23 protein-coding genes and 1 riboswitch are annotated in these 25364 nt (G+C 53.2%); of the genes, 13 read left to right on the forward strand and 10 right to left on the reverse strand.

Features of this window, described 5'->3' with window-relative positions; translation table 11 throughout:
- Position 1: 1 nt before the first annotated feature.
- The 6 genes from KVT34_RS04895 to KVT34_RS04920 all read left to right on the forward strand — a co-directional run bounded on the left by KVT34_RS04895 (position 2) and on the right by KVT34_RS04920 (position 6679).
- Positions 2 to 820, forward strand: a complete 819-nt coding sequence (locus tag KVT34_RS04895) for a methyltransferase domain-containing protein (protein ID WP_217557047.1) — start codon at positions 2 to 4, stop codon at positions 818 to 820.
- A gap of 81 nt (positions 821 to 901) precedes the next feature.
- Positions 902 to 2524 (forward strand): citramalate synthase, encoded by a 1623-nt coding sequence (gene cimA, locus KVT34_RS04900; protein ID WP_217557050.1) that lies wholly within the window; start codon positions 902 to 904, stop codon positions 2522 to 2524.
- A 35-nt stretch (positions 2525 to 2559) separates the two neighbouring features.
- Positions 2560 to 3819, forward strand: coding sequence for an MFS transporter (locus tag KVT34_RS04905; protein WP_217557052.1), 1260 nt, complete (start codon positions 2560 to 2562; stop codon positions 3817 to 3819).
- Positions 3820 to 3870: 51 nt separating this feature from the next.
- Positions 3871 to 5292, forward strand: coding sequence for an FAD-dependent oxidoreductase (locus KVT34_RS04910; RefSeq protein ID WP_217557054.1), 1422 nt, complete (start codon positions 3871 to 3873; stop codon positions 5290 to 5292).
- Positions 5293 to 5352: 60 nt separating this feature from the next.
- Complete coding sequence (locus KVT34_RS04915) at positions 5353 to 5655, forward strand: Dabb family protein (protein WP_217557056.1); 303 nt, start codon at positions 5353 to 5355, stop codon at positions 5653 to 5655.
- Between the two features lie 259 nt (positions 5656 to 5914).
- The gene (locus KVT34_RS04920; protein ID WP_217557057.1) at positions 5915 to 6679 is read left to right on the forward strand and encodes a hypothetical protein; all 765 of its coding nucleotides are present in this window, start codon (positions 5915 to 5917) and stop codon (positions 6677 to 6679) included.
- A 21-nt stretch (positions 6680 to 6700) separates the two neighbouring features.
- Here KVT34_RS04920 and KVT34_RS04925 read toward each other — a convergent pair whose 3' ends face one another.
- From KVT34_RS04925 to KVT34_RS04965, 9 genes are all read right to left on the reverse strand, one after another.
- Positions 6701 to 7309 carry a flavin reductase family protein gene (locus KVT34_RS04925; protein WP_217557059.1) on the reverse strand — a complete coding sequence of 203 codons (609 nt, stop codon included), beginning with the start codon at positions 7307 to 7309 and terminating at the stop codon, positions 6701 to 6703.
- A gap of 78 nt (positions 7310 to 7387) precedes the next feature.
- Complete coding sequence (locus KVT34_RS04930; RefSeq protein WP_217557061.1) at positions 7388 to 8080, reverse strand: ArsR/SmtB family transcription factor; 693 nt, start codon at positions 8078 to 8080, stop codon at positions 7388 to 7390.
- Between the two features lie 378 nt (positions 8081 to 8458).
- Positions 8459 to 8953 (reverse strand): GNAT family N-acetyltransferase, encoded by a 495-nt coding sequence (locus tag KVT34_RS04935; RefSeq protein ID WP_217557063.1) that lies wholly within the window; start codon positions 8951 to 8953, stop codon positions 8459 to 8461.
- A 133-nt stretch (positions 8954 to 9086) separates the two neighbouring features.
- A complete protein-coding gene (locus KVT34_RS04940; protein ID WP_217557065.1) occupies positions 9087 to 10178 on the reverse strand; it encodes a GerAB/ArcD/ProY family transporter in 1092 nt (363 codons plus the stop codon).
- A 32-nt stretch (positions 10179 to 10210) separates the two neighbouring features.
- A complete protein-coding gene (locus KVT34_RS04945; RefSeq protein ID WP_217557066.1) occupies positions 10211 to 10402 on the reverse strand; it encodes a hypothetical protein in 192 nt (63 codons plus the stop codon).
- A gap of 44 nt (positions 10403 to 10446) precedes the next feature.
- Positions 10447 to 11595 carry a Ger(x)C family spore germination protein gene (locus tag KVT34_RS04950; RefSeq protein ID WP_217557067.1) on the reverse strand — a complete coding sequence of 383 codons (1149 nt, stop codon included), beginning with the start codon at positions 11593 to 11595 and terminating at the stop codon, positions 10447 to 10449.
- Position 11596: 1 nt separating this feature from the next.
- Positions 11597 to 13042 carry a spore germination protein gene (locus KVT34_RS04955; protein ID WP_217557068.1) on the reverse strand — a complete coding sequence of 482 codons (1446 nt, stop codon included), beginning with the start codon at positions 13040 to 13042 and terminating at the stop codon, positions 11597 to 11599.
- 220 nt (positions 13043 to 13262) lie between these two features.
- Positions 13263 to 13706, reverse strand: coding sequence for a carboxymuconolactone decarboxylase family protein (locus KVT34_RS04960; protein ID WP_217557069.1), 444 nt, complete (start codon positions 13704 to 13706; stop codon positions 13263 to 13265).
- A 115-nt stretch (positions 13707 to 13821) separates the two neighbouring features.
- Entirely contained in the window at positions 13822 to 14688 is an 867-nt protein-coding gene (locus KVT34_RS04965) for an RNA polymerase sigma-70 factor (RefSeq protein WP_217557070.1), read from the reverse strand.
- A 236-nt stretch (positions 14689 to 14924) separates the two neighbouring features.
- Between KVT34_RS04965 and KVT34_RS04970 the strand changes: the two genes are divergently transcribed.
- Positions 14925 to 17090, forward strand: a complete 2166-nt coding sequence (locus KVT34_RS04970; protein ID WP_217557071.1) for a heavy metal translocating P-type ATPase — start codon at positions 14925 to 14927, stop codon at positions 17088 to 17090.
- A 147-nt stretch (positions 17091 to 17237) separates the two neighbouring features.
- On the forward strand, positions 17238 to 17603 hold the full coding sequence (locus tag KVT34_RS04975) for an ArsR/SmtB family transcription factor (RefSeq protein ID WP_217557075.1): 366 nt from the start codon (positions 17238 to 17240) through the stop codon (positions 17601 to 17603).
- Positions 17604 to 17615: 12 nt separating this feature from the next.
- Here KVT34_RS04975 and KVT34_RS04980 read toward each other — a convergent pair whose 3' ends face one another.
- Positions 17616 to 18773 carry a sensor histidine kinase gene (locus KVT34_RS04980; RefSeq protein ID WP_254634531.1) on the reverse strand — a complete coding sequence of 386 codons (1158 nt, stop codon included), beginning with the start codon at positions 18771 to 18773 and terminating at the stop codon, positions 17616 to 17618.
- A gap of 292 nt (positions 18774 to 19065) precedes the next feature.
- Here KVT34_RS04980 and KVT34_RS04985 point away from each other — a divergent pair, with 292 nt between their 5' ends.
- The 5 genes from KVT34_RS04985 (at position 19066) to KVT34_RS05005 (ending at position 25332) form a co-directional block, all read left to right on the forward strand.
- Complete coding sequence (locus tag KVT34_RS04985; protein ID WP_309244063.1) at positions 19066 to 19713, forward strand: hypothetical protein; 648 nt, start codon at positions 19066 to 19068, stop codon at positions 19711 to 19713.
- On the forward strand, positions 19710 to 20495 hold the full coding sequence (locus KVT34_RS04990; protein WP_217557078.1) for an arylamine N-acetyltransferase family protein: 786 nt from the start codon (positions 19710 to 19712) through the stop codon (positions 20493 to 20495). Before KVT34_RS04985 ends, KVT34_RS04990 begins: the two co-directional genes overlap by 4 nt.
- Positions 20496 to 20545: 50 nt before the next feature.
- Positions 20546 to 20739: riboswitch (cobalamin riboswitch) on the forward strand.
- A gap of 183 nt (positions 20740 to 20922) precedes the next feature.
- On the forward strand, positions 20923 to 23220 hold the full coding sequence (gene metE / locus KVT34_RS04995) for a 5-methyltetrahydropteroyltriglutamate--homocysteine S-methyltransferase (protein ID WP_217557080.1): 2298 nt from the start codon (positions 20923 to 20925) through the stop codon (positions 23218 to 23220).
- Between the two features lie 212 nt (positions 23221 to 23432).
- Positions 23433 to 23675: a YolD-like family protein gene (locus KVT34_RS05000; protein ID WP_009673767.1), complete on the forward strand. Its 243-nt coding sequence runs from the start codon at positions 23433 to 23435 to the stop codon at positions 23673 to 23675.
- 109 nt (positions 23676 to 23784) lie between these two features.
- Positions 23785 to 25332: an FAD-dependent oxidoreductase gene (locus tag KVT34_RS05005; protein WP_217557082.1), complete on the forward strand. Its 1548-nt coding sequence runs from the start codon at positions 23785 to 23787 to the stop codon at positions 25330 to 25332.
- Positions 25333 to 25364 lie beyond the last annotated feature (32 nt).

Genomic DNA, 25364 nt, shown 5'->3' on the forward strand with positions numbered 1-25364 from the left:
TATGAGCGGTGGAATAACGGAGAACAGAGCTAGACTGGACAGTTCCGCAGCCAGTGTGCGGAGCGTGTTCGACGCAAGGACGGTGGGATCCTCGCACCGGAGACTGGCTGAGCTTCTTGAGCCGGGACAGTCGGTACTCGATGCCGGCTGCGGGACCGGTGCCATTACGAAAGGCATTGCGGAGGCGGTCGGTCAGGAAGGCCGTGTCGTCGGAATCGACAATAACGAAGGACTGATCTCTTATGCCCGGGAGACCTTCGGCGGGCAGGAGGCGCTTGCCTTCGAAACGGCGGACATCCACTATTTGCCGTACCGAAACGAATTCGACATCGTGACGACGGCCCGCGTGCTTCAATGGCTGGCCGATCCCCGGCAGGCGCTCGGCCAGCTCATCGAAGCCGCAAAACCGGGCGGCCGTGTGATCGTGCTGGACTATAATCACGACAAGATCAGCTGGCAGCCGGAGCCGCCCCCAAGCATGAAAGCCTTCTATGCAGCCTTTCTGAAATGGCGTTCCGATGCGGGAATGCGCAACGGGATAGCCGACGAGCTTCCCGGCGTTTTCGCGGACCTCGGACTCACGGATATCCGAAGCAGCGAACAGCACGAAATCGTGACGCGTGAAGACGGGAACTTCCTCCAGCAAGCCGGAATCTGGGCGGACGTTGCGGCAACCCGCGGTGTCCAGATGGTTGCGGACGGTTACTTGTCCGAGCAGGAACGGGCGGCCGCCGAAACCGAGTATCGGCAGTGGGTGCAGACGGAAGCGGTCTCTCAGACGATGTATATGCTTGCCGTCGAGGGAGTTAAACCGGAATAATCCCAGCCGAAACAGGCCGGGGGCCGTCAGGCAGGTGGTCTCCGGCGGCAGTCGGCGCAGATTTTCAAGCGGGAGGGAGATATGGACAATCGGATTACGATCTTGGACACGACTTTGCGGGACGGTACGCAAGGAGAAGGCGTCAGCCTGACAGTCGAGGATAAGCTGAAAATCGCCAAACGGCTGGATATGCTGGGTATTTCTTTCATTGAAGGAGGCTGGCCGGGCAGCAATCACAAGGATGCGGAATTTTTTATCCGCGCCAGAGAATTGAATCTGCAGCAGGCCAAAATTACGGCGTTCGGCTCGACGAGGCGCAAGAACATTCCGGCCGAGCATGACGCCAATCTCCGGCAGCTGCTGGATATCAGGGTAGGCACGGCGGCGATTTTCGGTAAATCGTGGGACTTTCAGGTCCAAACGGCGATCCGGACGACGCTTTTCGAAAATTTGAACATGATCGAGGACACAGTCCGATTTCTTACTCGCAGCGGAATCGGTGTGATCTACGATGCGGAGCATTTTTTCGACGGCTACAAGAGCAACCGCGCTTACGCCATGTCGACCATCCGCAAGGCTTACGAAGCCGGGGCGGACTGGATCGTTCTCTGCGATACGAACGGAGGAACTCTTCCGCACGAGATCGCGGCGATAGTTGCATCCGTGAAAGAGCAATTGGACTGTCCGCTCGGCATTCACGCTCATAACGACTGCGAACTCGCCGTTGCGAATACGATTGCCGCCGTCATGGCGGGCGCTGCACACGTGCAGGGAACGATCAACGGTTATGGAGAAAGATGCGGCAATGCCAATCTCATTTCGGTTATTCCGAACCTTCAGCTTAAGCTTGGCCTGCCGGTTATAACCGCCGAGCAGCTTGCCGGACTTACAAGTACGGCGCGTTATGTGAGCGAGATTGCGAACATGCATATGCCCGTTAATCAGCCTTTTGCCGGACATGCGGCCTTTGCTCACAAGGGCGGTGTCCATGTCTCGGCTATTTTGCGCGATTCGAGCACGTATGAGCACATAGCGCCCGGACTGGTGGGGAACAGGCAGCGGGTTCTGGTTTCCGAACTTTCCGGACAGAGCAACCTTGTTTTCAAGGCTCAGGAGCTCGGTCTGGAGCTGGAAGCGAACGACCCGAATACGAAGATCCTCATCGAACGTGTGAAAGAGCTTGAGCACCAGGGTTACCAGTTCGACGGAGCCGACGCTTCGCTGGAGCTTCTGATCCGGAGCGTCCACGGAAATCTGGAAGAAATCCTGACCCTGGAGTCATTTAAAATAACCGTCGTCAAATCCGTCGATCAGGCGATTTTGTCCGAAGCGGTTGTGAAGGTCAAGGTACACGGAGAGTCGGTGTACAACGCCGCCGAGGGCAACGGGCCGATCAATGCGCTGGATAATGCGCTGCGCAAATGTCTGATGCAGCACTATCCGAGTCTTCAGACGATGCACCTGTCGGACTATAAAGTCCGCGTGCTCGACGACAAAGACGGTACCGCCACAAAAGTCAGGGTTCTGATCGAATTCTCGGATCGCGAAGAAACCTGGAGCACGGTCGGCGTCTCCGAAAACATTATCGAAGCCAGCTGGCAGGCTTTGTGCGACAGCATCCGCTATGCGCTGCTGGATGTCAAGCCTGCGCAGAACAAGCGGGCCGGGGGAGTTAAAGAAGCCGTCGGTCTCGTTAATCACTGACAAACTAGTCAAACGGATAGAGAGAGGTGTGCACCATGTCTACGAAACAAATCAAAGAAGGGGAAGCGGCTCAAGCTTCCGGTGCCGGGATTCAAGGATCCGAACGGACCCGGATGCCGCTGGCCGTATATTTCCTGGCTGTGAGTATTTTCATTATTTGTACCGCCGAGCTTCTGCCGATGGGGCTGCTGCCGCAGATTGCCCGGGATTTCAATATGAACGTGTCGAGCGCGGGACTGCTTATTACGGTTTACGCACTCGGCGTCGCGATCGGCGGCCCCCTGATTACGGCCGCGACGGGCAGAGTCGAGAAGAAGAAGCTGTTGATCGGACTGCTACTCCTGTTCGTTGCCGGATCTTTGATCAGCGCGGTTACGACCAGCTATTATCTGCTGATGGTAGGCCGACTGTTCTGCTCGTTTTCCCACGGGACGCTTGTCGGTGTGGCCATCGTGGTGGTCCAGCGGCTTGCGCCTCCGGGCAAAGAAGGCAGTGCCATTTCCTATTTAACCGTAGGTTTGACGGTAGCGACCATATTGGGCGTTCCGGTAGGAACCTTTATCGGCAACAGCTACGGCTGGCGGATGTCTTTCTATGCCTTGACGATTGCGGCTGCCATCTGTGTGATCGGAATGGCATGGCTCGTACCGACGATCAAGTCCGGCAAAGCCGTCGGAATGGCAAAGCAAACCCGTGAAATTTTCCGTGCCAAACCCCTTGTCGCTTTGATGACGACGGTTTTCAGCTCCGGCGGTTTGTTTGCCGGTTATACGTATATCGCGCCTTACCTTGAAGAAATTACAGGCTTCACCCCGACGGCGGTTTCTCCCATTATGCTCGCGTTCGGGATCGGTTCCGCCATCGGCAACATCGCCAGCGGAAAGTTGGCCGATAAGGGACTGATGAAAACATTGCTCGGTTCGCTGGCAGCCATGATCATTACGATGACGGCCTTCGCCTTGTTGGGACAGGTGCCTATCCTGGCGGTGATTTTCTCCTTCCTCTGGGGATTGACCGGTTTCGCTATCGTAACACCGCTGAATATGCTTGTTCTGCGGAAAGCCGGAGACGCTGCGGATCTGGCGGCTTCTCTCAATATTTCCGCCTTTAATGTGGGCAGTGCCATCGGAGCCGCTGTCGGCGGAGTTGCCATTAATACCGCGCTGGGACTCCGGGGAGCGCCGCTGTCCGGCGTAGCCATCGGCTTGATCGGCGTCCTGTTCGCCGTTACGCTCATCTGGATGGACCGCAAATCAGCCTGGCAGCAAAAGACCGTATCCAAAAGCAGCACCTGAACGAACGATGGATCAGTTGGGGACTTTTAGACGGGAAGGAAGTGTGGCGGGATGAATGATTTCATGAAGGAGCAGGGCAATCCGCGCAAAGCAATCGTCATCGGCAACAGCATGGCCGGAAAGCTGGCTGCCCGGGTTCTGTCCGATTACTTCGATACAGTGACGATTATCGAGCAGGACCCTCAGCCGGAGGGGCCTTACCCTCGTAAAGGCACACCGCAGAGCTATCACACCCACGGGCTTTTAAAAAGCGGCGAAAATACGCTCGACAAGTTTTTTCCCGGTATAATGCAGGAGCTGGAGGGACACGGCGGAGAAAGGCTCGATTTTATCCGGGACATTTCCTGGGTGTACCAGAACTTTCACTTTGTCCGGTTCGACAGCGGGTTCGAGGTTGTTTCCCAAAGCAGGCCCCTGCTGGAATGGCGGGTTCACCAGCGGCTGCTGCAGCGTCCCAACATCGAATTCGCTTATTCCCACAGAGTCGTTCAGTATATCAGCAGCCCCGGCGAGAACCGCTTTACGGGCGTCGAGACGGAGAATCTGGTTACCAGGCAATCCGAGCGTCTGGAGGCGGACCTGATCGTTGATGCGGCGGGTTCGGCGACTAAAACGCCCGATCAGCTTCTTAAACACGGTTTTGACTCCCTTTCGCAATCCGAAGTGCATATCAATCTGGCTTATGCCACACGGATGTACGAGCGCGATCCTTCCGTAAGTCATGATTACAAGTCCGTGATCGTTTTTCCGAATCCGCCGGAAGTGTCCAAAGGAGGCCTGACATTCCCGATTGAAGGCAACCGCTGGTCCGTTACCCTCGTCGGATACGGAGACGGAAATCATCCTCCGCGCGATGACCAGGGATTCCTGAATTTCGCCAAGTCCCTTACACATCCGCATTTGTACGACCATATCAAATCGCTTAAGCCGGCTGGCGATATTCATGTGTACCGGTTTCCGAGCCAAGTGCGCCGGCATTACGAAAAACTCGAACGTTTCCCGTCAGGACTTGTCGTCATGGGGGATGCCTTCTGCCGGTTTAACCCGGTTTTCGGGCAGGGCGTCAGCATCGCTTGCCTGGAAGCGCTGGAACTGCAGAAAGTTCTGCAGGAAGTACGTGCGGGCAAGATCAAGGCCGAAGGGATTCCGACCGCTTTCCACAAACAGTTGTCGGCACTAGTTGAACCTACGTGGATGACGGCGACCTCCGATGCGTTTTTGTATCCGAATACGAAAGGAAAGAAACCCGCGGGCCTCGGTTTTATGCAGTGGTACGTCCGGAGACTGTACCGTCTGTCGGAGTATGACCAGGACGTGTACGGGAAGTTTATCCGCATCCTGCACATGGTAGAAAAACCGACCGAATTGTTTAAGCCGGCGATGATTTATAAAGTCATGAAGGCCAAAATGCCCAAGCCCGATAAAAGAGCGCCCGGAAGTCCCGTAAACCGGGATCGCGAACAAACCTTATAATCCGTAATCATCGTTTTAACTATAAACGGACGACTAAACCGAATGAACGGAGGAACTTAAATGAGCACCATTCGTCATCTCGTTTTATTCAACTTGAAGCACGAGGAGGGTTCGGCCGAAGCGGAAAAGTTTCTGAGCGACGGAAGAGAACTGCTCGCCTCCATACCGCAGGTACAAAAGCTTCAAGTTTTACGGCAGATCAGCCTGGAAAACGACTATCAGTACGCGTTCTCGATGGAGTTTTCCAGCCAGAGCGACTATGACGAGTATTCAGCCGTTCCGCGGCATATCGAGTTTGTGGAGCAGAGGTGGCTGCCGGAAGTGGTACGTTCCTTTGAAGCGGATTTCGAAGTGCACAGCTAGATTCCGGCTGGAAGCGAAGCCCGATTTTTACGGAATTTTAAAAGGAGCACCTTTCATGACGGTCGTAAGAAGAGCCGGATTGAAGAGGTGCTTCTTTTTGCTGCCGGGAGGACCTACAAAAGTTAGAACTGTTTGACCTGCGGGTCTTTTGGTATTCTCGGCATGAGGAACACGTGAGGAAACGCTGCTTCGAGGCGAAAAGTTTCCGATTAACAACGAAGACGATGATTTTGCCGTTTGCAAAAAGGGGGAGGCACACATGAAAGATGGAGAGGGTATGGGGAGAAAACAAGTCTGGAGCTTTATTCTTTCCAAGCTGGCCGCGGCCGGTACCTTGTTCACCGTTTTTGTAATCATCATCATCAAAACCAAGGCGGGTTTATACCAAATTTCGGAAGCGGCAAGGTTACCCTATCTTTGGTGGCTTGTTTACGGATATGCCGTTATTTATTCCATTCTTACCGAGCTGATCCTATTCAAATTTTTTCCGAAGGCAAAGGTTTGGATACGGATGGTCGTATACGGTGCCGGAGGATTTGCTCCGTTTGTCGTGCTTATTTTCGATCCCGTTTATATAGCGATTTCGGGTCTGATCGGATCGGTCTGCGCGCTTTTTTTCTATGCGGCGGATTGTTTATACGGCAGAACGAAGATAATGTCGGCGGTGGCAGCACTATGTATACCGGCTGTTCTGCTCGTATTTGCCTGGGGTGATTTCACGGAGACGAGACAGTGGCGGGAGGTTCGGACCGATTCGTCTTACGAGGTAAGCTTTGCTTATTTCAACGGAGAAAAAGCCGTTCCGATTCCCATAAAAAAGGGAGAAACAGCTCTGCTAACCTATTCATGGACGATGAAAAACGGCGGATACGGAGTCCGGTTTACGGATGTGAAGCAGGTACCCGGAGATCTGCCTGAAAAGAACAAGATTCGTATCCGTGTCCCCGAATCCGGTGTTGCTTCTCTTGTTCTTACGGGAGATCATGCGGAAGGAACGTTCCGTATGGAATGGAACGCAGAATAAGAAATGTCCCTGCAAGCCGGTTCAGGTTTCGGACTTGAAGGACTTGCCTTTCTCCGCATCCAAGCCAAAGTAATGCCGGAAGCTGTAAATGAGCGGATTCCATGCGGCCGGATTCACATAGTGTTCCCCCAGCACGATCCGTTCTTCGGCGTGAACGGCGCGGGATTCGGTTTCCACGATGCAAAAGCCGTCGCTAGGGTGCACCTGAACGAGAGAGGCTTCGATTTGCAGGGGGCATTCCCGAATTCTCAGGGGCTTCACGCATGCGGACGGAAGAGGGGTGAAGCCGGCGGCCGCAAACTTGTCCCCCTCGAACCGGTATAACTCGCGTTTATTGTCCGGAACGGGGGATTTGCCGGTCAGCGGGGCCAGCTTCTCGACTTGTTCCCACAGCGAGCTGTCCGGAAGGTTGATTACGCATTCACCCGTTCGTGACAAATTTTCCAGTCCTTTTCCGCCGTTACCGATGCCGAGTATAATCCGGCTGCCGAGCGCCCAGGCGGACGACAACGGAGAGATATTCGTGCTTCCGTCCTCGCTCAAAGTGGTAAGTAGAACGACCGGCGTTCCGAAATAAAGAATCGAAGGCCGGATCGTCCGAAACGTATCCTGTACGTCTTGTTTGATCATTAGTATCACCTCGCAAGAAGTATACATGATGTATGATTCGGCCCCCGTCGAATTGTTCATGTAAATCTCGGCGCGTTCTCACAGCAGGTTCAGGTCTACCCCTAAATGCCTCAGTCCGTCATGCCCTGTATCCGTGATCCGGACAGCCCGCCCCCCGGGGATCCGCTCGATCCATTCCCGCCGGAACAACTGCTCCGTCAAGGCGGCGCCCAGGCTTCCGGCGATGTGGTACCTGCGTTCGCTCCAGTCCAGGCAGCACTTGGCGAATTGTCTCCGGCTTCTGCGAAGCTCCGCGCAGTTTATGCCAAAGGCGCGGAGAAAGATTTCACCTTTCTCCGTGACCGTAAAGTCGCGGCCGGACTGGCCGATGATGCCCGTCTCAAGCAGGCGGTCCGCCAGCGCGACCCCCGCTTCTCCCGCGAGATGGTCGTAGCAGGTGCGGGCGAAGCGCAGATGATTGAGCCGGTCGTACTCCCGCAGCGACTTGACCGGCTTTGGCCGCGCCAGTGTATTCAGCGCTTCAAGCGCATCGGCGACTTCCGGACCCGCAAGCTTGTAGTACCGGTGGCGCCCCGAGAGCTCGACCGTGAGCAGGCCGCCTTCCACCAGCTTGGCCAGGTGCGAGCTGGCCGTCTGGGGAGTGATGCGGGCGGCTCCGGCAAGTTCGCTGGCCGGCATGCATTTGCCGCTCAGAAGCTCCAGCAGCATCTGCATCCTCGACGGTTCTCCGATTAAGCCTGCCAAGGTTATCGTATCGGGTGAAGCTTTCATGTTCGCATTCCTCCCAAGCAGTTGCATTTCCTACTTCTACAATAGCACATCCACTATTCGATCCGGATCGAAATTTAACCATGTCGCGTAATCGGGCTTGAAATCTCACGGACAGGCGATGCAGGTAAAAGAAAAAAGAGCCTAGAGGGGCTCTTTTAATAATTAACCTTATTATGTGATTTCGATAGTTAACGATATTAATCAATATCATAATTAATGTCATTAATTAAATTATGTAATTAATGGGGTTAATTATAATCGATCAGACGCTCAAAATTTTTTTCACTCCAACCACACGGATTTCATGTGCAGGCCGCTCTACGCCACCGTTGTCCTTTCAAAACAGGCACAGCCGCCAGATACCGCATCTGTCCCGAATTATAGCGGCAGGGTAAGAACGTGCTGAGGACCCAGCGGGCCGATTTTGGTCCGTCCGTGATCTTCGAACCCGCATTTTAAATACAAATTCCGTGCCGGAATATTTTTCATATTGACCCCGAGTCCAACAATTCGAGCCAAAGGAAAATGCTTTCTCACAAAATCGGGGAGAAGGAGCAGTCCCTGCTTGGCGTAGCCTTTTCCCTGTTCCGCATGGTTCACTGAGAAAGCTCTCAGTACGATAGTCTGCGGGTCGTCCGAATACAGGGCGATTTCTTCGCCGTCGTACAAAACAAAAAAACCGACCGGCTTGGAACCGGCCAAAATAACAACCGGATAGCGGTGGGAATCTTGTTCCGCCGTCTTCAGCACTTCATGAGGCAGGGCGCTGAACTGCAGCTGCTTGTCCGGCAAATAATAGGAACGGAGCCCGTCTTCGTACTCGTTTGTGTAAAAATTCAAGAGAACAGTTGATTTTGCCGCAGATGTTGACATGATATCCTCCAGTTTACATAGGGAATGAGCGCCATAACCGAAGACAGCGCTCCTACAGAATATCACAGCGCAAAGCGATTTTGTATGGAGAGGTTAGTTGAAATGAAGAAATACATCTACTTTATTTACTGATCTACAAAAAGTTTTTGCCGAATTTAATTCTCATATAAGCAATAATCGCGTAAAGAACCGGCATGGCGTCCACCAGCACAAAAAATACGATAATGGGAAGGGAGTTCGTATCGGACAGAAAGCGGGTCGTGTCCCGGGAATATTGAAGCGCCACGACAACTGCGGTCCCGCCCAGGAGAGGAAGGATCGCTTTTCTCGTTTGAAATTTAAACAGTTCTGCCGCGCATTTGGTCCCTATATACAGGATAAACGAATCATGAATGAACATGGATGTCGTCCACAAGCCGATTAGCAGGGGATCCGCATTGCCGAGTAATCCGCTTAACGTTGAACTTCGAATCAATTCGAGCAGGGGATACTGAACACGGCTTCCGAAGTAAGGGCCGAAAGTAAACAAGGTCAGCATCCATTGCATGAAGACGACAAACGTCACGAGCAGACTGGCCGAAAGCAGGTTGCGAAGCGTTTTGGGGCCGAATTTCAGATGAGGCACGATAAATAAAAAAACAAACCATTCGCCAAACCAGGATACGGCGGTTAAGGTATCCCGAAAGGCCAAGCCCATTTTGTGATGGGTCCATAAGGCGGGGAACATTTGAAAATCGGCATTCCTCGAAAACAAGCCCATAATGATGACGATCCCGATCATCGTAATGAGGAAAAGTCCGTCTGCCAAATAGACAATCGAGACAAATCCCCAGCGCGCCGTAATCAAGATAACCAGCCCGATGATAAGCTGCAGAAACCATTGAGGTGTTTCTCTCATATAAGTCGATCCGTAGAACAGCGTAAAGCTTTCGAGATCAATCGAAACGTAATAGATACACCAATACAGAACAATGAACAAAAAGAAGCGGTGCGGCCATTTTCCGATAATTTGTTCACCGAACTGAACCCAAGGCACGTTTGGGTTTAAGCGACCGACATAGACCGTGCAGCAGAGTAATAAAATACTGACCAGCCCCCCCAGAAACAAAGAGATCCAGCCTTGATAGCCGGAGGTAGTAATCAGAGGGGAAATAAGAAAAGCGATCGGCTGAGAAATCATGTAAATCGTTGCAAACCGGAACGTCTGCCAGGACGTCGAGCGCATGCGATCACCTCCTTCAATCGGAAATAAGAAGCTTACTCCAGCCAGCCAAGCAGCAGATGCGTGAGCTGATTGGGCTGGGGCCACCACGTAAAGACGGAGGCGAGAACGCTCCAACAGCCCAGCACCGAGAAAAGCACCCAGAATTTGACCGCGTTGCCGGGAGGTTTGGGGTTGGTTCTAATCCATTCCAGCAAGCCGAAAGCGAAGAAAGCGAGAGCAATCATAGCGAATTTTCCTTCCCATAGAATGACGGACACGATTGGAATCGTTAAGATTGGATTCCGACCTGTTTCACATTTATCTCGACTTTGAATTCGATATCGAGGTCGTTCTTATAATAGTCGGTCCAGTTGTCCCGCTTTTCCTCCCAAAACTTGGGGTACTTCCAGTCAAGCAGCATGCCCAACTGCAGGACATCCGACTTGGCTTTCTGTGTTTTGCTAAATGCGCTTTTTAACTGTTTTTCGATTTTTTCACGCAGTTTCTGTTCAATGATAGCGTTCATTTCTTTCTCGTTACGGTTCATGATATCCCTTTTGTGGATCAAATCTCCGTCGCCTTTAAGGGCCAGTGTAAACCGGGGACCCTCGGGTCCCATCCGGACCGATTTTTTGCTCATTAATTGATTAAAAAGGATGTCCGCCATACTTTGGCCGTCGTCCCAGGTTAGGGTGTAGACTTGCCTGCCCGATCTGCCCAAAGCCCAGGCTAAGGTTCTGCCTTCCTCACTCGGAAGTACCCCCGTGAGCTTATCGTTGTTATATAAGGCTACTCCTTGAATGCCCGCCCATTGTCTGGTTTCTCCGTTCTCACTAGGCATTCTCATTACGCCCATCGACAAGTAATTGGTTGCGACCCCCTGACCGGAAGCTTCCGCTATCAAGCACTGCTTGGCGCTCGTATCCAGCATCGCTCTTTGCTGGGCCATTTTAAGCAACACTTCCGACGGCATATGTTCGTAAACGGGCGTAAGTTCCGCTATCTCTCTTGCCTTGCCCGGTGCGGTATTCACAATTGTGCTGATATGAAAAGTAGGTTCCCTTTGCATCCAGTCCAGCATATCTTTGATTCCGCTCTCCGCGTATGGCCTGCCGATAGTAACCATGCGTGTGTGCCCGAAGTGAATCTTTCGGGTCAGATCTCTCTGAATAAGCATGAGGGCTTGCTGAATCGAAGTGCCTTGTTTGGTGATCATGGCGTACGGTTTTCCGTTTGAAGTGCCGCTGCCTGCTTGTTGACCGGACATAAGGCGGTTCGGCAGCGGGCTGCTGATCGTGACTTCTACCTTATCGGGGGTGTCCCCCTGATCGATGTACATGGCAAAAATAAAAGTTAGTTCGTCGATTTCGACCTTCGACCAGCAGCCTGTCATCAGCATAAGCGGCAGCAGGGCAATGAAAAGTCTTATCCGGCTCATGTTATTTCTGCCTCCTGAAGTTCCGGTCGATGTATGCTTTGGAACGCTTGGTCATAAGAGACGAGGGCACGCGCATAAAGATGTCTTTCCAGTCCCGGAGAACCAGCGGCGCCAGCGGGCTCAGGTAAGGAGCGCCGAACGATCTCTGGCTCGTGAGATGCCCGTACACAATAAAGCTGGCGATGAAAACGCCGATCAGACCTGTCGTACCGCCAATCAGCAGGAGCGGGAAACGCAGCAGACGTAAAGCCAGTCCCAGCTCGAAATGGGGAATGATGTAGGACGCGATCCCCGTGATGGATACGACGATGACCATGGGAGCGGATACGATCCCCGCTTGCACAGCCGCCTGTCCGATCACGATGGCGCCGATGATGGAGATCGTCTGGCCGACCGGCTTCGGAATACGCGTCCCGGCCTCGCGCAGCCCTTCGAAGGTCATCTCCATGACGAGAGCCTCCGTCAGAGCGGAGAACGGAATATTCTCCCGGGCTGCCGAAATCGTTAGCAGCAGATCCGACGGGATGATCTCCGGCTGAAACGTAGTGATCGCCACGTATAACGAAGGCAGGAGCATCGAAATCAAGGCAAAGAAGATCCGCACCAGCCGTATCCAGCTTGCCGATAAATAGCTCTGGTAGTAATCCTCGGAAGACTGGAGCAGGGATAAGAGCGTCACGGGCACGAGAAGCGCGGACGGTGTCCCGTCCTGCATGAGACCGACGCGGCCTTCCAGTAAGGAAGCGGCGACGGAGTCCGGCCGTTCCGTATACTGGAATTGAGGGAAGGGCGTTTTGTTCCCTTTCTTCATCTGCTCCGAAAGATAGCTGATTCCAAGTATCCCGTCGATGGAAATTTCTCGGATTCCTTTATCGAGTTCTTTTAAAATTTCCGGCTTGCAGAGTCCTTCGATATAAATCATATAGACAGTCGTCTGCGTGTACGTGCCTACGGTATATTTAACGGTTTTCAAATCCGGGTGCTTGATTTTGTGCCGGAGCAAGGACAAGTTACTGACGATATCTTCGATAAACGCTTCTTGGGGCCCGATAACGACAAGCTCGTTCTGGGACTCGGAAACGGCTCTTTTCTGATACTTGACGACATCGAACACATAAGCGCATCCCAGTCCTTCGATGCAGAGCGCCGCTTTTCCGTGCACGATTTCCCGGACGGCATCCTGGGAGGCATACACCAGCTTCGCGGGCAGCGGGAATAAAGTCCCTTCGTCCAGCAGCTGAATGAATTCCTCCCACTCATGGTTGCCCTGGGCTTCGGCAATGAGAGCGGAAGCGACCTTCTCTTGAAGTGTCTTCACATCGACGATCGATTGGATATAAATGAGCACGCAGGAACGTTCATATAAGAGAAAAGGCTGATAAACCGTATCCTCACTTCCCGCAAGTATTTGTTGTATATTTTCATACATCAAACCTTTCATTTCCACGCGTACTCCTCCTTTTATCCGTCCGGCGTCCTTTTTCTTTAGAATGCGGAAATATCTGCAAGTTATGCAGCAAAGCCGGACATCCTAAAGAAGGGGATACTGACAAGAGGTTTGAATAACCTGCTGCCCGAGACGCCTGCGCAAAGCAAAGACTCCCTTGCCATAGAGACAAGGGAGTCTGGTCTGCTGACTTCAAGGAGGCCGGGACCGGGGCTGGGGATCAGTCCGCGGCCGGCATCTTCCTGGCCGATACGGCCAACCGGTTCCAGGCGTTTATGACGACGATGGCCATAATAATCTCGGCAGTCTGAACTTCGTCGAAATAAAGCCGGACTTCGTCGTATACGTCGTCGGGGACATGGGTTTCGGCAACGAGCGTAACGGCTTCCGTCAATGCGAGCACCGCGCGTTCTTCCGGCGTGAAGAACGGTGTTTCGCGCCAGGCGTTCAAGGCGTAAATGCGCTGCTCGGTTTCTCCGTGTTTACGTGCGTCTTTCGTGTGCATGTCGATGCAGAAGGCGCAACCATTTATCTGGGAGGCGCGTATTTTGATCAATTCTTTCAGTGATTTGTCCAGGCTGGTGGAACCCAAATACTGCTCCAGCCCCACCATGGCGGCATAACCTTTCGGAATCAGCTGATCCATTTGAAGACGGGTTTTCATCGTATATTCCTCCTCCTATTTGCGTTCAGATCTATAACAGATCAGGAGGCCGTTTTGTGACAGAAAAAAAGAAGGAAGCAAAAAAAGTTTATCGCTTCCTTCCCCAGGGGTAACTCTATAGACGGATTCCGTGAAGCTTATCCGGATTGCTGACGATGAACATGCGGTCTACCCGGCTCTGCTCCCAGTCCCACGTCATGCTGACCGCAAGAGCCGGACGCTCGTCGCGGACGAGGACGAAGCCCTGCTCGCCGTTGATCCGGACCGGGAGAAGGGAGCCGCTGAAATAACCGCGCGGCCATATCCCTTCGAACAGCGCCCGGATCCGGTGAGAGCCGTAAATGGGACGAAGCGCGCAGCGGACTTTACCGCCGCCGTCCGTAACCAGAACGGCGTCCGCCGTCATCTGTGCGATAAAGTCTGCGAAATCGCCGGTTTTGGCCGCCTCAAGGAACAGTTTCACGAATTGTTCCTCCACTTCGCTTTTTTGAAGGGGCTCGGCCTCTTTCCGGAGAAGCTTCCCTTTGACACGGCTATAAATCTTGCGGCAGTTCTCCTCGGACTTGTGCAAGGTATCTCCGATCTCCCGGTAACTGTATTGAAGCGCTTCGCGCAGGATGAACACCGCACGCTCGACCGGATTAAGCCGCTCCATCATGACGAGCAGCGCATAGGAGACGGTTTCATCCTCAATTATCCGTTCGGCGGGGTCAAGATCAGGTCGAACGGATACAGGCTCCGGAAGCCATTCGCCGGTATAGATTTCTCTGCGGCTTCGCGCGGATTGGAGAAAGTTGATACAGCGGTTGGTTACCGCTTTACATAAATAAGCTTTCATATTCCCGATACGGACCAGATCCTGCTGCTGGATCTCCAGATAAACATCCTGGATGATATCTTCAGCATCGTTCAGAGTTCCGAGCATCCGGTAAGCGATGGAGTAAAGAAGAGAATGGTACTGCTTGTACAAGGCTTCCGTCATGGAACATAACCCTCCGTTTTTTTCAGAACCTGTTCTTTTCTTATCCTACCATCTCTGCGGATTTCAGTCTCTACGTAAGACATGACCGCAGCAATCGATATACGGGCTCGGCAGCTTTTTTTATCCCACGAACTTCCAGCATCTTGACATTACGTTTCCAAAAATTTATTATATGAACACATACTCATACTTTGCATACATTATAAAAAACGTTTGTTTGGAAGGAAGGAATGGAGATGGAGGAGCACCGCGTAAAAGGTTTATCCTGCGGCAACTGTACACGCGAGATGGAAGAACAGATTCAGAAGCTGGAACACGGGGCGAATGCCAGACTCAGTTATAACAGCGGCAAGCTGACTGTGGACAGCCGTATATCCATGCCTGCCGTCGAGAAAATCCTGGGTAGTGACGGGGCTTATCTGGTCAAAACCCAGCCTGCGGGCGGGCATACGCACGAAGGGCATGGGCACAGCCATCACGGCCACTCTCATGGTCACGATCATGGACACGATCATGGACACGATCATGATCACGGAGGGCAATCCAACCGGGCGATTACCCGGAATCTTATCATTTCGGCTGTGCTTTTCGCAATCGCATTTTTCTCAGACGGACGGGTGCCGGGTTATGTATCCATCCCGTTGTATCTGATCATTATGGCACTGAGCGGCTACATGACGTTCATCAAAGGCGCCAAAAACTTGTTCCGCCTGAAATTCAATATCGATACGCTGATGACCATCGCGCTCGTGGGAGCCATCGTGATCGGCGAGTGGAAAGAGGCGACGCTTGTCGCTATTCTGTTCGGACTGAACGAGCTTCTGGAAGGAATGGGCATGGAGAAAGCGCGCCGGTCCATGGAAACGCTGCTTCAAGTAGCTCCGAAAGAAGCGGTGCTGCTGACGGACGGCCAAGAAACGGTTGTCCCGATCGCATCCCTCAAGATCGGAGATCTCGTTCAGGTTCGCTCCGGGCAGAAAATTCCTTCCGACGGCACCGTGGAAGAAGGCAAAAGCTCGGTCAATGAAGCCGCGATAACCGGGGAATCCCTGCCGGTGGAAAAAGCGCCCGGCGAGAAAGTTTTCGGCGGCAGCATCAACAACGAAGGCCTGCTTAAAATACGCATCGAAAAGGCGTATCAGGATTCGTCCTTGGCGAAAATCCTTCATCTGGTCGAGGAAGCCCAGGAGACGAAAACGCCGACGGAGCTGTTCATCAACCGCTTCGCCAAGTATTACACGCCGCTCATCATGATCATCTCGCTGCTCGTAATCGTCATCCCTCCGCTTTTCCTGGGCGGAAGTTGGTCGACATGGTTTTATCAGGGGCTGGCCGTTCTGATCGTCGGATGTCCGTGCGCCCTGATTTTGTCCTCGCCGATCGCCATCGTATCGGGCATTACACGCAACGCCCGCCACGGCATTCTGATCAAAGGCGGCGTGTTCCTGGAGCAGCTGGGCAAAATCGATACGCTCGCGTTCGACAAAACCGGCACGCTGACCAAAGGAGAGCCCCACGTGGAGAAGTCCGTGGTGCTGGATGAGCACAAGTTTTACCCCGCTGCCGCGGCTATCGAGAAATCTTCCTCGCATCCTCTCGCCAAAGCGATCATGAAGGAGATCGAGGCTAAGGGCATCCGTGCCGAAGAAGCCGACTCCATCGAGACGGTATCCGGTAGAGGAGTCGTGGCAAGTTTCAAGGGAGAGCGGTACTGGCTCGGTAACGAGAAAAGCATGGAACATCTGCGGATACCGGCGGATATCCAGGAACAAATCGACTCGTTGAAGGAAGAAGGACTTACTTTAGTTATAGTCGCCGATCAAGAAAATGTGCTTGGCATGTTCGGAATATCCGACGAGATCCGGGAGGAAAGCCGCGAAGTGATCGCCGCCCTGCATAAAGCGGGCATTCATAAAACGGTCATGCTGACCGGAGACCACCGGAAAACCGCCGAGAAAGTCGCCAAAGCTGTCGGTGTAAGCCAATATTACGGCAATCTTCTCCCCGAACAGAAAGTCGACAAAATCAAGGAGCTCGCCGCCAAGGGTACGGTTGCCATGATCGGGGACGGTATCAACGACGCTCCGGCACTCGCTTCCGCCCAGCTTGGCATTGCGATGGGCAAAGGAACCGACAGCGCGGTGGAAACCGCCGACATTGTGCTGATGCAGGATCACCTCGGCAAACTGCCCGAAGCTATCTCCGTGGCGCGTCAAGTGAACCGGGTGATCAAGATGAACATCAGCCTGGCGCTCGGGTTGAAAGCCATCGCGCTGCTGCTGACGATTCCCGGTCTGCTGACCTTGTGGATCGCCATATTGTCGGACATGGGAGCCACTATTTTCGTCACGCTGATCAGCTTGACCGTTCTTATCGAGAAGAAGCCCTCTTCTTTATCTTAATCCATAGAAAAAAGTAGAAAAAGGTAGGAAAAAGTGCTCCGCACCGGGTGCGGGGCACTTTCTTAATGCGCAGCGGAGAAGGGACTCCCTTAACCGTAATGTTTTTGATATAATAAGCCGTATGGAAACGAAGGCGGTGAATGTATCATGCAAAAACCAATCGAAGACCTCTGCGACGAAACCTGCGCGGGGACGGAAACGGACGGGACTGCTCTGGAGCATGCGAAGATGAACGAATCGATGGCCGTCAACCTGGCGGATATGTTCAAAGCTCTCGGAGATCCTACGCGCGTCAAAATCATTTATGCGCTTTCTCAGCAGGAATTGTGCGTTCACGATCTGAGTGTCGTGCTTGAAATGGGACAATCCGCCGTCTCCCATCAGCTTCGGTATTTACGGAATGTCCGGATCGTTAAGCGGCGCAAAAGCGGCAAGACCGTCTTTTACTCACTTGACGACGATCACGTGAAAGAAATTTTCCGCCAAACCCTCCAGCATCTCGCGCATGTATAAAAAACAGAGTATCTATTCTTCGGAAATAGATACTCTGTTTTTTGTCGTCAGGGGGAAGGTTATCATGACCTCCGATCCGGTGCCGACTTCGCTGGAGAACCTCATTTTGCCGCGCATGGCATCGATCAGGCGGGTCGTGACCATCAGGCCGAGCCCGGTTCCCTTGCTTTTCGTCGTATAGAAGGGAGCCCCCAGTCTTTCGATTTCTTCCTTGGTCATACCGCTGCCGTTATCGGTGATAGTAATGATGGCTTTGTATTTCCGGACATAACCGCGTATACGGATCAGACCGTCCGTTTGGGTGGATTCGATTCCGTTTTTGATCAGATTGACGAACGCTTGCTTTAGCTTGGAAGAGTCTCCCTCGATAAAAATAGGGTCCTCGCAGGAAAGCTCGATTACGGCTCCCGACATGCTGGCATAAGGTTCAAGCATCGTCACGGCCTGCTGAAGCGAATCGCCGATATTAATAAGGCCCGTTTCCGTCAACTCGGGTTTGGCGAAGAGCAGAAACTCCGAGATAATCTTCTCGGCCTGATCGAGTTCTCCGATGGCGATGTTTAAATAACGGCCGATCTTCTCGTCGGCTTCCTTCTGGGAAATCTGGATATACCCGCGCGTAACTTGAAGCGGATTCCGGATCTCGTGAGCGACACTGGCGGCCAGATCGCTGAGATGCTGCAGCTTCTCCGCTTTCTGGATTTCGATACTCATCTGGTCATGCCGGAGCATGTGCTGAAACCATAGGATGAGCAGCACCGGCAGCAGAAGCTGTGCGGTCACGAGAATACTTACTTGCGGCAGCAGATCCTTCCATACAAAACCGTGATGCGTGACGATATAAGACATCCAGATAAGCAGCGTCGCAGCGCCCATGCTTGAGTACAAGAGGGAGAGGGCGATTTTCTTGCGCGAAGGATACTGGTAGAAGTCACGGGCCCTGAACAGGATGGGCAGAAAACCTGCCGCATAGAGGATGACGTCCGAAACTCCGAAAGACGGGAACATAATCCCATGGAAGATCAGCATCATACCGAGCGCCGTAAACCCTCCGTAATAGCCTCCGTATATAAAAGCGAGCAGAAGAGGCACGCCTCTCAGATCCCAATAAAAATCAGGAACGAGATACATAACCGGATAGCTTATGCTGAAAAGGCCGGAAAACCCCATGAGGATTCCCATTAGAAAACGGTTTCGTTTTTTTTCTCTTTTGTAAAAACGCGTAAGCATAAAAATCTGGTAAATATGAGGAGGAAATGTCATGATGAATAAATGAACAAGGATATCTTTCACGGGCCGCACTCTCTTTCTAAAAGAAAAAAGAACTCAGATTCCTATTATGGAGTTCTCTGGCAGATAATGCAATAAATAATGATGCCAATTGAGCGAAAACTTATCAAAAGCTGGTGAACATGGAGGAATATTTCACCAAGTTGTTGAAATCTTTAAGGATAAGCCGGAGGTGGTGAGATTGAAAATTCTCGTCAGCCAGCCTATGCTGGAGCGGAATCTGGAACAATTGCAAGCGGAACTGGAGAGATATCCCGACGTGGCAGCGGCTGTTTTCCCCGAAGGATATTTGCATACGAATTTGTCCCGGGCGTGTGAGCTTGCGGCCTGTACGCGTACGCTGCTGATAAGCGGTTCGAAGAATCCGAAAGACCGGGCCGTGATCATTAACCGGCAAGGGGAAGTCGTGATAGACCGGGCCAAATATAGCGGATATGAAACCGCGCTTGAAGAAGGACTGGTCATTACCCCGATTTTGTGTGACGAATTGGTTCTGAATGAGGTGGAGAAGGCGAGCAGCCCCCGAACCGATTTGTACGTTCAGCCGATCGGCGTTGGCATGTTCAGTGAAGAGCAGTTCGATGAATGGGTTGCAAAAGCGAAAGAAATCGCCTCCCGGCATCATGCCATGGTTATCGGGACGAGTCATGCGGACGGATCCTTCCGCGGCAGCGAAGTTTCGCTGCCTATCGCGTATTGGATAGACCGGGACGGCAAGCCGCTGTTCATTTCCAAATGCGATGTGCGCAGCCGTATTTTGGATCTCTGTACCAAAGAAATTACGGTCTGTGAACCTGCCGCAAAGGAGCGTGTCCTGTGAGGACGGATAGAGAAGATTTGAAACCGGAAGTGGAGGCTTACCTCAACCGAATCGGTTACGAAGGACCGCTGGACGGCAGTTATGAGGCGCTGGCTTTGCTGCAGGAGCAGCATCTGCATACTGTTCCGTATGAAAATCTGGACATCCTGAACGGGGTTCCGCTGTCTCTGGACATAAAGCGTCTGCGTCATAAAATCGTCGAGCGGCGGCGGGGCGGCTACTGCTTCGAGCTGAACGCCCTGTTCGGCTGGCTGCTGCGCCAGCTCGGCTATCCCGTGACCGACTATGTCGCCCGGTTCTGGAGAGACGAGACGGAGCTGCCGCCAAAGCGCCGCCATCATGTGCTGAAAGTGGAAGCGGAAGGAGTCAGCTACTTATGCGACGTAGGTGTCGGGGGCATCGTGCCCCGGAGACCGGTCCGTCTTGCCGAGAAGCTGGAGCAGCCGCAGGGCGAGGAGCTTTACGCCATGGAGCGGGACTCCTTATACGGCTGGGTGCTCAGCGAGAAGCATCACGGCAGTTGGAGGCGCATATACTCGTTTACCGAAGAGCCGCAGCTGCCCAAAGATTTTGTCATGGCCAGCTTCTGGTGCGAGCACAGTCAGGACTCCATTTTCAGGAAGGATGCGATGGTAGCCATTCGGACCCGGGAGGGACGAAATTCGGTCTCCGGCAAGGAGTTTAAGCTGTTCACGCCCGAAGGCGTGCGCACGTTCGTGCCTGAAAACGACGAGGCCTACAAGGAAGCTCTGCTTAAACATTTCGGCATTCCGTCAGAATAAAGCTTGCATAAACATGCCGCGTTGTGTATAGTCATTTCTAAGTTAACCAATTGAATATGTTGGGAATAGGTGCCCAGCCCCTTGGGGGAACTGGAGCTTAAAAGGGAAGTCCGGTGAAAAACCGGCGCGGTCCCGCCACTGTAACAGAGGAGTCAAGGCGAACACGCCACTGGTCTTAGACCGGGAAGGCAGCCGACGATGATGATTCTGGAGCCAGGAGACCTGCCTGTTCTGACAGCACTGCTTTACCTACGGGAGATAGGGAGGTGTTAAAGTACGGGCCACTGTATATACAAACAGAGGGCGTCTTTATCCTTGTCTGCTTCGGGGATATTGACGTCCTTTTTTATTTTCTTGTACAAATAAGCAATGAAGCAGGGAACTCATGCAAACATCCAATTCAAGCGACTATCAGGAGGTCAAGATCATGAACGCATTGACAAGCAGCAGTTTGGGATACCCGAGAATCGGAGCGGGACGTGAATGGAAGAAGGCGCTGGAGTCTTTCTGGGCCGGCAAAATCGGCGAAGAGGAGCTGACGGACAAGCTGGCCGAAGTCCGTTTGGGAAATCTTCGCATTCAGCGGGAGAAGGGCATTGAGCTTATCGCGGTCAACGATTTTTCGGGATACGACCACGTGCTGGATACTTCCGCCATGTTCGGGATCGTACCGGCACGGTTTCAATACGAGGGCGGCGAAGTATCTCCGGGCACCTACTATGCGATGGCAAGAGGCGAAGAGGGGGCTACCGCATGCGAAATGACGAAATGGTTTAACACCAACTATCATTATATCGTGCCGGAACTCCAGGGCGCCAAGCCGGAGCTGGTCGAGAACAAACCACTCAAAGCTTACCGCGAAGCCAAAGAAGCGCTCGGAATCCAGGGCAAGCCTGTGCTGCTCGGACTGTTTACGTTTCTGAAATTGTCCAAGGGGTACGCCGAGACGGAAACCGATGCCTGGATCGACCGGCTGCTTCCGCTGTACGGCCAAGTGCTGCGCGAGCTGGAAAAGGAAGGCGTCGAATGGGTGCAGGTGGACGAACCGTTGCTTTCGACAAACGTAACCGCAGAGGATATGAACCGGATCGAAGCGATCTACAAAACGCTGTCAGAGGCGGCGCCGGGATTGAAAATTATGCTCCAGACCTACTTCGAAGCCGTGGAACATTACGACAGAATCGTAAAGCTGCCCGTGAGCGGGATCGGGCTTGATTTCGTACACGGCGGCGAGAAGACGCTGAAGCTTTTGAAGAGCGAAGGATTTCCCGAAGGCAAAATTTTGGGAGCGGGTCTCGTGGACGGCCGGAATATTTGGCGCTCCGATCTGAAGGAGAAGCTGGATACGCTTCGCGACATTTTGGCCGTGGTTCCCGGGGAGCGGGTCATTGTCCAGACATCTTGCAGCCTTCTGCATGTGCCGGTGTCCACCGTTCACGAAGATAAGCTCGATCCGGTGCTGAGAGACGCTCTTGCCTTCGCCGACGAGAAGCTGGACGAAATCGTCCTGCTGTCCAAGGCGGCGGTATCCCAAACGGGGGAAACGGCCGAAGCGCTTCAGCGGAACGAAAAAGCGCTTGCCGCCCTCCGGTCTTCCGAAGCTCGAGGCAACAAAGCCGTCCAGGCGGCCGCTTTGCAGCTTCAAAAGGTGCCGGCGGCACGCGGCGAGGGCTTCGGCGAGCGACGGACCCTTCAGCGCGAGAAGTGGAAGCTGTCGTTTCTCCCGACGACGACGATCGGAAGCTTCCCGCAGACAGCGGAAGTCAGACAGGCGCGGTCCAAATGGAGAAAGGCGGAATGGACGGACGAGCAGTATAAAGCGTTTATCCGCAGCGAGATCGATAAGTGGATCAAGCTTCAGGAGGAGCTGGATCTGGACGTTCTCGTTCACGGGGAATTCGAACGGACGGACATGGTGGAATTTTTCGGCGAAAAATTGGACGGCTTCGCCTTCACGCGCAACGGCTGGGTGCAGTCCTACGGCTCACGCTGCGTGAAACCGCCGGTCATTTACGGCGATGTGGCATTTACACAGCCGATGACCGTCGAGGAAACCGTCTACGCGCAGTCGCTCACGACACGTCCCGTCAAAGGGATGCTGACCGGACCGGTTACGATTCTCAACTGGTCATTCGTCCGGGACGATCTGTCCAGAGACGTGGTCGCCTATCAAATTTCGCTTGCGCTGGATAAAGAAGTGCAAGCGCTCGAAGAGGCGGGAATCGAAATGATCCAAATCGACGAGCCTGCTGTCCGGGAAGGCCTTCCTCTTAAGAAAGATGAGCACGGGGCTTATCTCGATTGGGCGGTCAACGCTTTCCGCAGCACAACGGCGAACGTGCGGGCCACGACACAAATTCATACCCACATGTGCTACTGCGAATTCCACGACATGATCGGGTCTATCCGCGATATGGATGCCGACGTCATCTCTATCGAAACTTCCCGCAGCCACGGCGAGCTGATTCAAAGCTTCGAACAGCACACGTACGAGAAGGGAATCGGACTCGGAGTCTATGACATTCACAGTCCGAGGGTCCCTTCCGTCGAAGAGATGGTAAGCATGATTGAGCGGGCGCTGCGCGTACTCGACCCGCAGCTTTTCTGGATCAATCCCGATTGCGGACTCAAAACGAGAGGCAGCGAGGAAACCGTAGCAGCCCTGCGCAACATGGTTTCAGCCGCCAAACAGTGCCGGGAAACAATGGCCGTTTCTCAGGCTTAACCGAGCAGTTCAAGGTTGGCTGCAGATGCTTACGGACCGATAAACAACCGACAATTCGAGCTTTTGCCCGGTGCAAACCGGGCAGAGCTTTTTTTATAGGAGTGCGAGAAGAAAATAGGAACGTGAGTTTCCAAACCGTTGGAAGAAACCCATAAACATGGTAAGATAGAAAGATAAACGGCAGAAGGTAAGACCGTCATTCAGGAGGTATAATGGCAAAGGCAAAAGTAAAACGTCCGACCCGGGATGAGTTCGAGCTGGAAGAACTCGGTAACCGGCTGGTGGAAGCGAAGGACGAGGATTCTTTAATTCTTCTTACGGTATGGGGCTGGGAGGAGCAGGTCTACGGCAGAATTACGGTCATGGATCCCCGGACGAGACTCGTACACGTTCAGGACGGCGAACAGCTGACGAAAGTTCCTTTTATGGACATTATGCAGGTGGATAACGCCTGATTAGCCTTAAAAGCATCCGGAAGGGTGCTTTTTTACTTTGCGCCCGAACGAATAGAATAAGGCCACTCTGGAGAAGTTAGGAGAATATTGGTAAAAGGAGCTAATCCACGTGAACGAAACGAACTCGAAATCAGCCGCCGCTTTCCCCCAGTTTCCGGAATCGTATTGGCTGGCTTCCGCCCAAATTCCCGCTTATTCCAGGCTGAACGAAAATATCCGGGTAGACGCCGCTATCGTCGGAGCTGGAATAACCGGTCTAACGACGGCCTACCTGCTGGCTATGAAAGGCTTAAAGGTCGCGGTTCTGAACGCGGGTCGCATTTTACACGGGACGACCGGATATACGACCGCCAAAATTACGGCCCAGCACGATTTGATCTACGATCAGTATATGACCGACTTCGGCGAAGAAAAAGCACGGCTGTACTACGAGGCCAACCTAGACGCACTCCAGTTCGTCCGTCATCTGGTCAAGGAGCATCACATTCAATGCCAATTCGAAGAACAGGATGCCTTCGTGTACACCGATACGGATTCTTCACTGCACAAAGTTTTCAAAGAATACGAAGCTTACGAGAAATTGCGAATCCCCGGCAGCTATGTAGAAAAAACCGACCTCCCTTTCGAAACGAAAGGGGCGGTTGTGATGAAAAATCAGGCCCAATACAACCCGGTCCCGTTTCTGATTCATCTGGCACAAGAGATCGTCCGCAAAGGCGGGCGGATTTTCGAGGAAACCACCGTAACCGGCTACGAGCCGGGAAGTCCGTCCGTTCTTAAGACAAGCGGCGGGTTTACCGTCAGCAGCTCGCATGTCGTATCCGCTTCCCACTTTCCTTTTAACAACCTGCACGGGATGTATTTCGCGCGTCTTTACGCGGAACGTTCTTACGTGCTCGCCGTCAAAACGGATAAGCGCTACCCCGGAGGCATGTACATCAGTGCCGACAAGCCGAAGCGCTCCCTGAGGTCCGTGCTGATTAACGGCGAGCCGATGGTGATCGTAGGCGGAGAAGGCCACAAGACGGGCCAGGGCATCTGCACGTTCCAGTATTACGAGGCGCTCGAGAAATTCGCGAGGGAAACCTTCGGGGTAAAAGAAATCGCGTACCGCTGGTCGGCTCAAGACTTGTACACGCTGGATACGATCCCGTACATCGGCCAGGAGCTGGATGACGTTCCGAACCTGTACGTCGCCACCGGCTACAAGAAGTGGGGCATGAGCACGGGCATTGCCGCCGCCCAATTGAACGCGAAGCTCATTCTCGGGGAAGACAGCCCCTACAGGGACTTGTTCTCGCCCTCCAGGTTTCACGCGAACCCGTCGATTAAAACCTTCGTGGTGCAAAATGCGAACGTCGCCAAAGAGCTTATCGCGGGTAAGCTCGAATTTCCCACGAGAGAAGCGGACGAACTCCGCGAAGATGAAGGAGCCGTGGTACAGGTCCGTGGGAAAAGAGCGGGAGCCTACCGCGACCGCGAAGGAAGCCTGCACGTGGTCGACACGACCTGTACGCATTTGGGATGCGAAGTGGACTGGAACGAGTCCGAACGGACATGGGATTGTCCCTGTCACGGCTCCCGTTTCGCTTACACGGGTGAAGTCATCGAGGGTCCGGCTTTGAAGCCGCTGGCGAAAGTGGAACTGGATGATTAGAAGGTGGGACACACCAAAAAAACCGCTCCGGC

Source organism: Paenibacillus sp. GbtcB18, from assembly GCF_019091125.1.
Taxonomy (GTDB): Bacteria; Bacillota; Bacilli; order Paenibacillales; family NBRC-103111; genus Paenibacillus_F; species Paenibacillus_F chitinolyticus.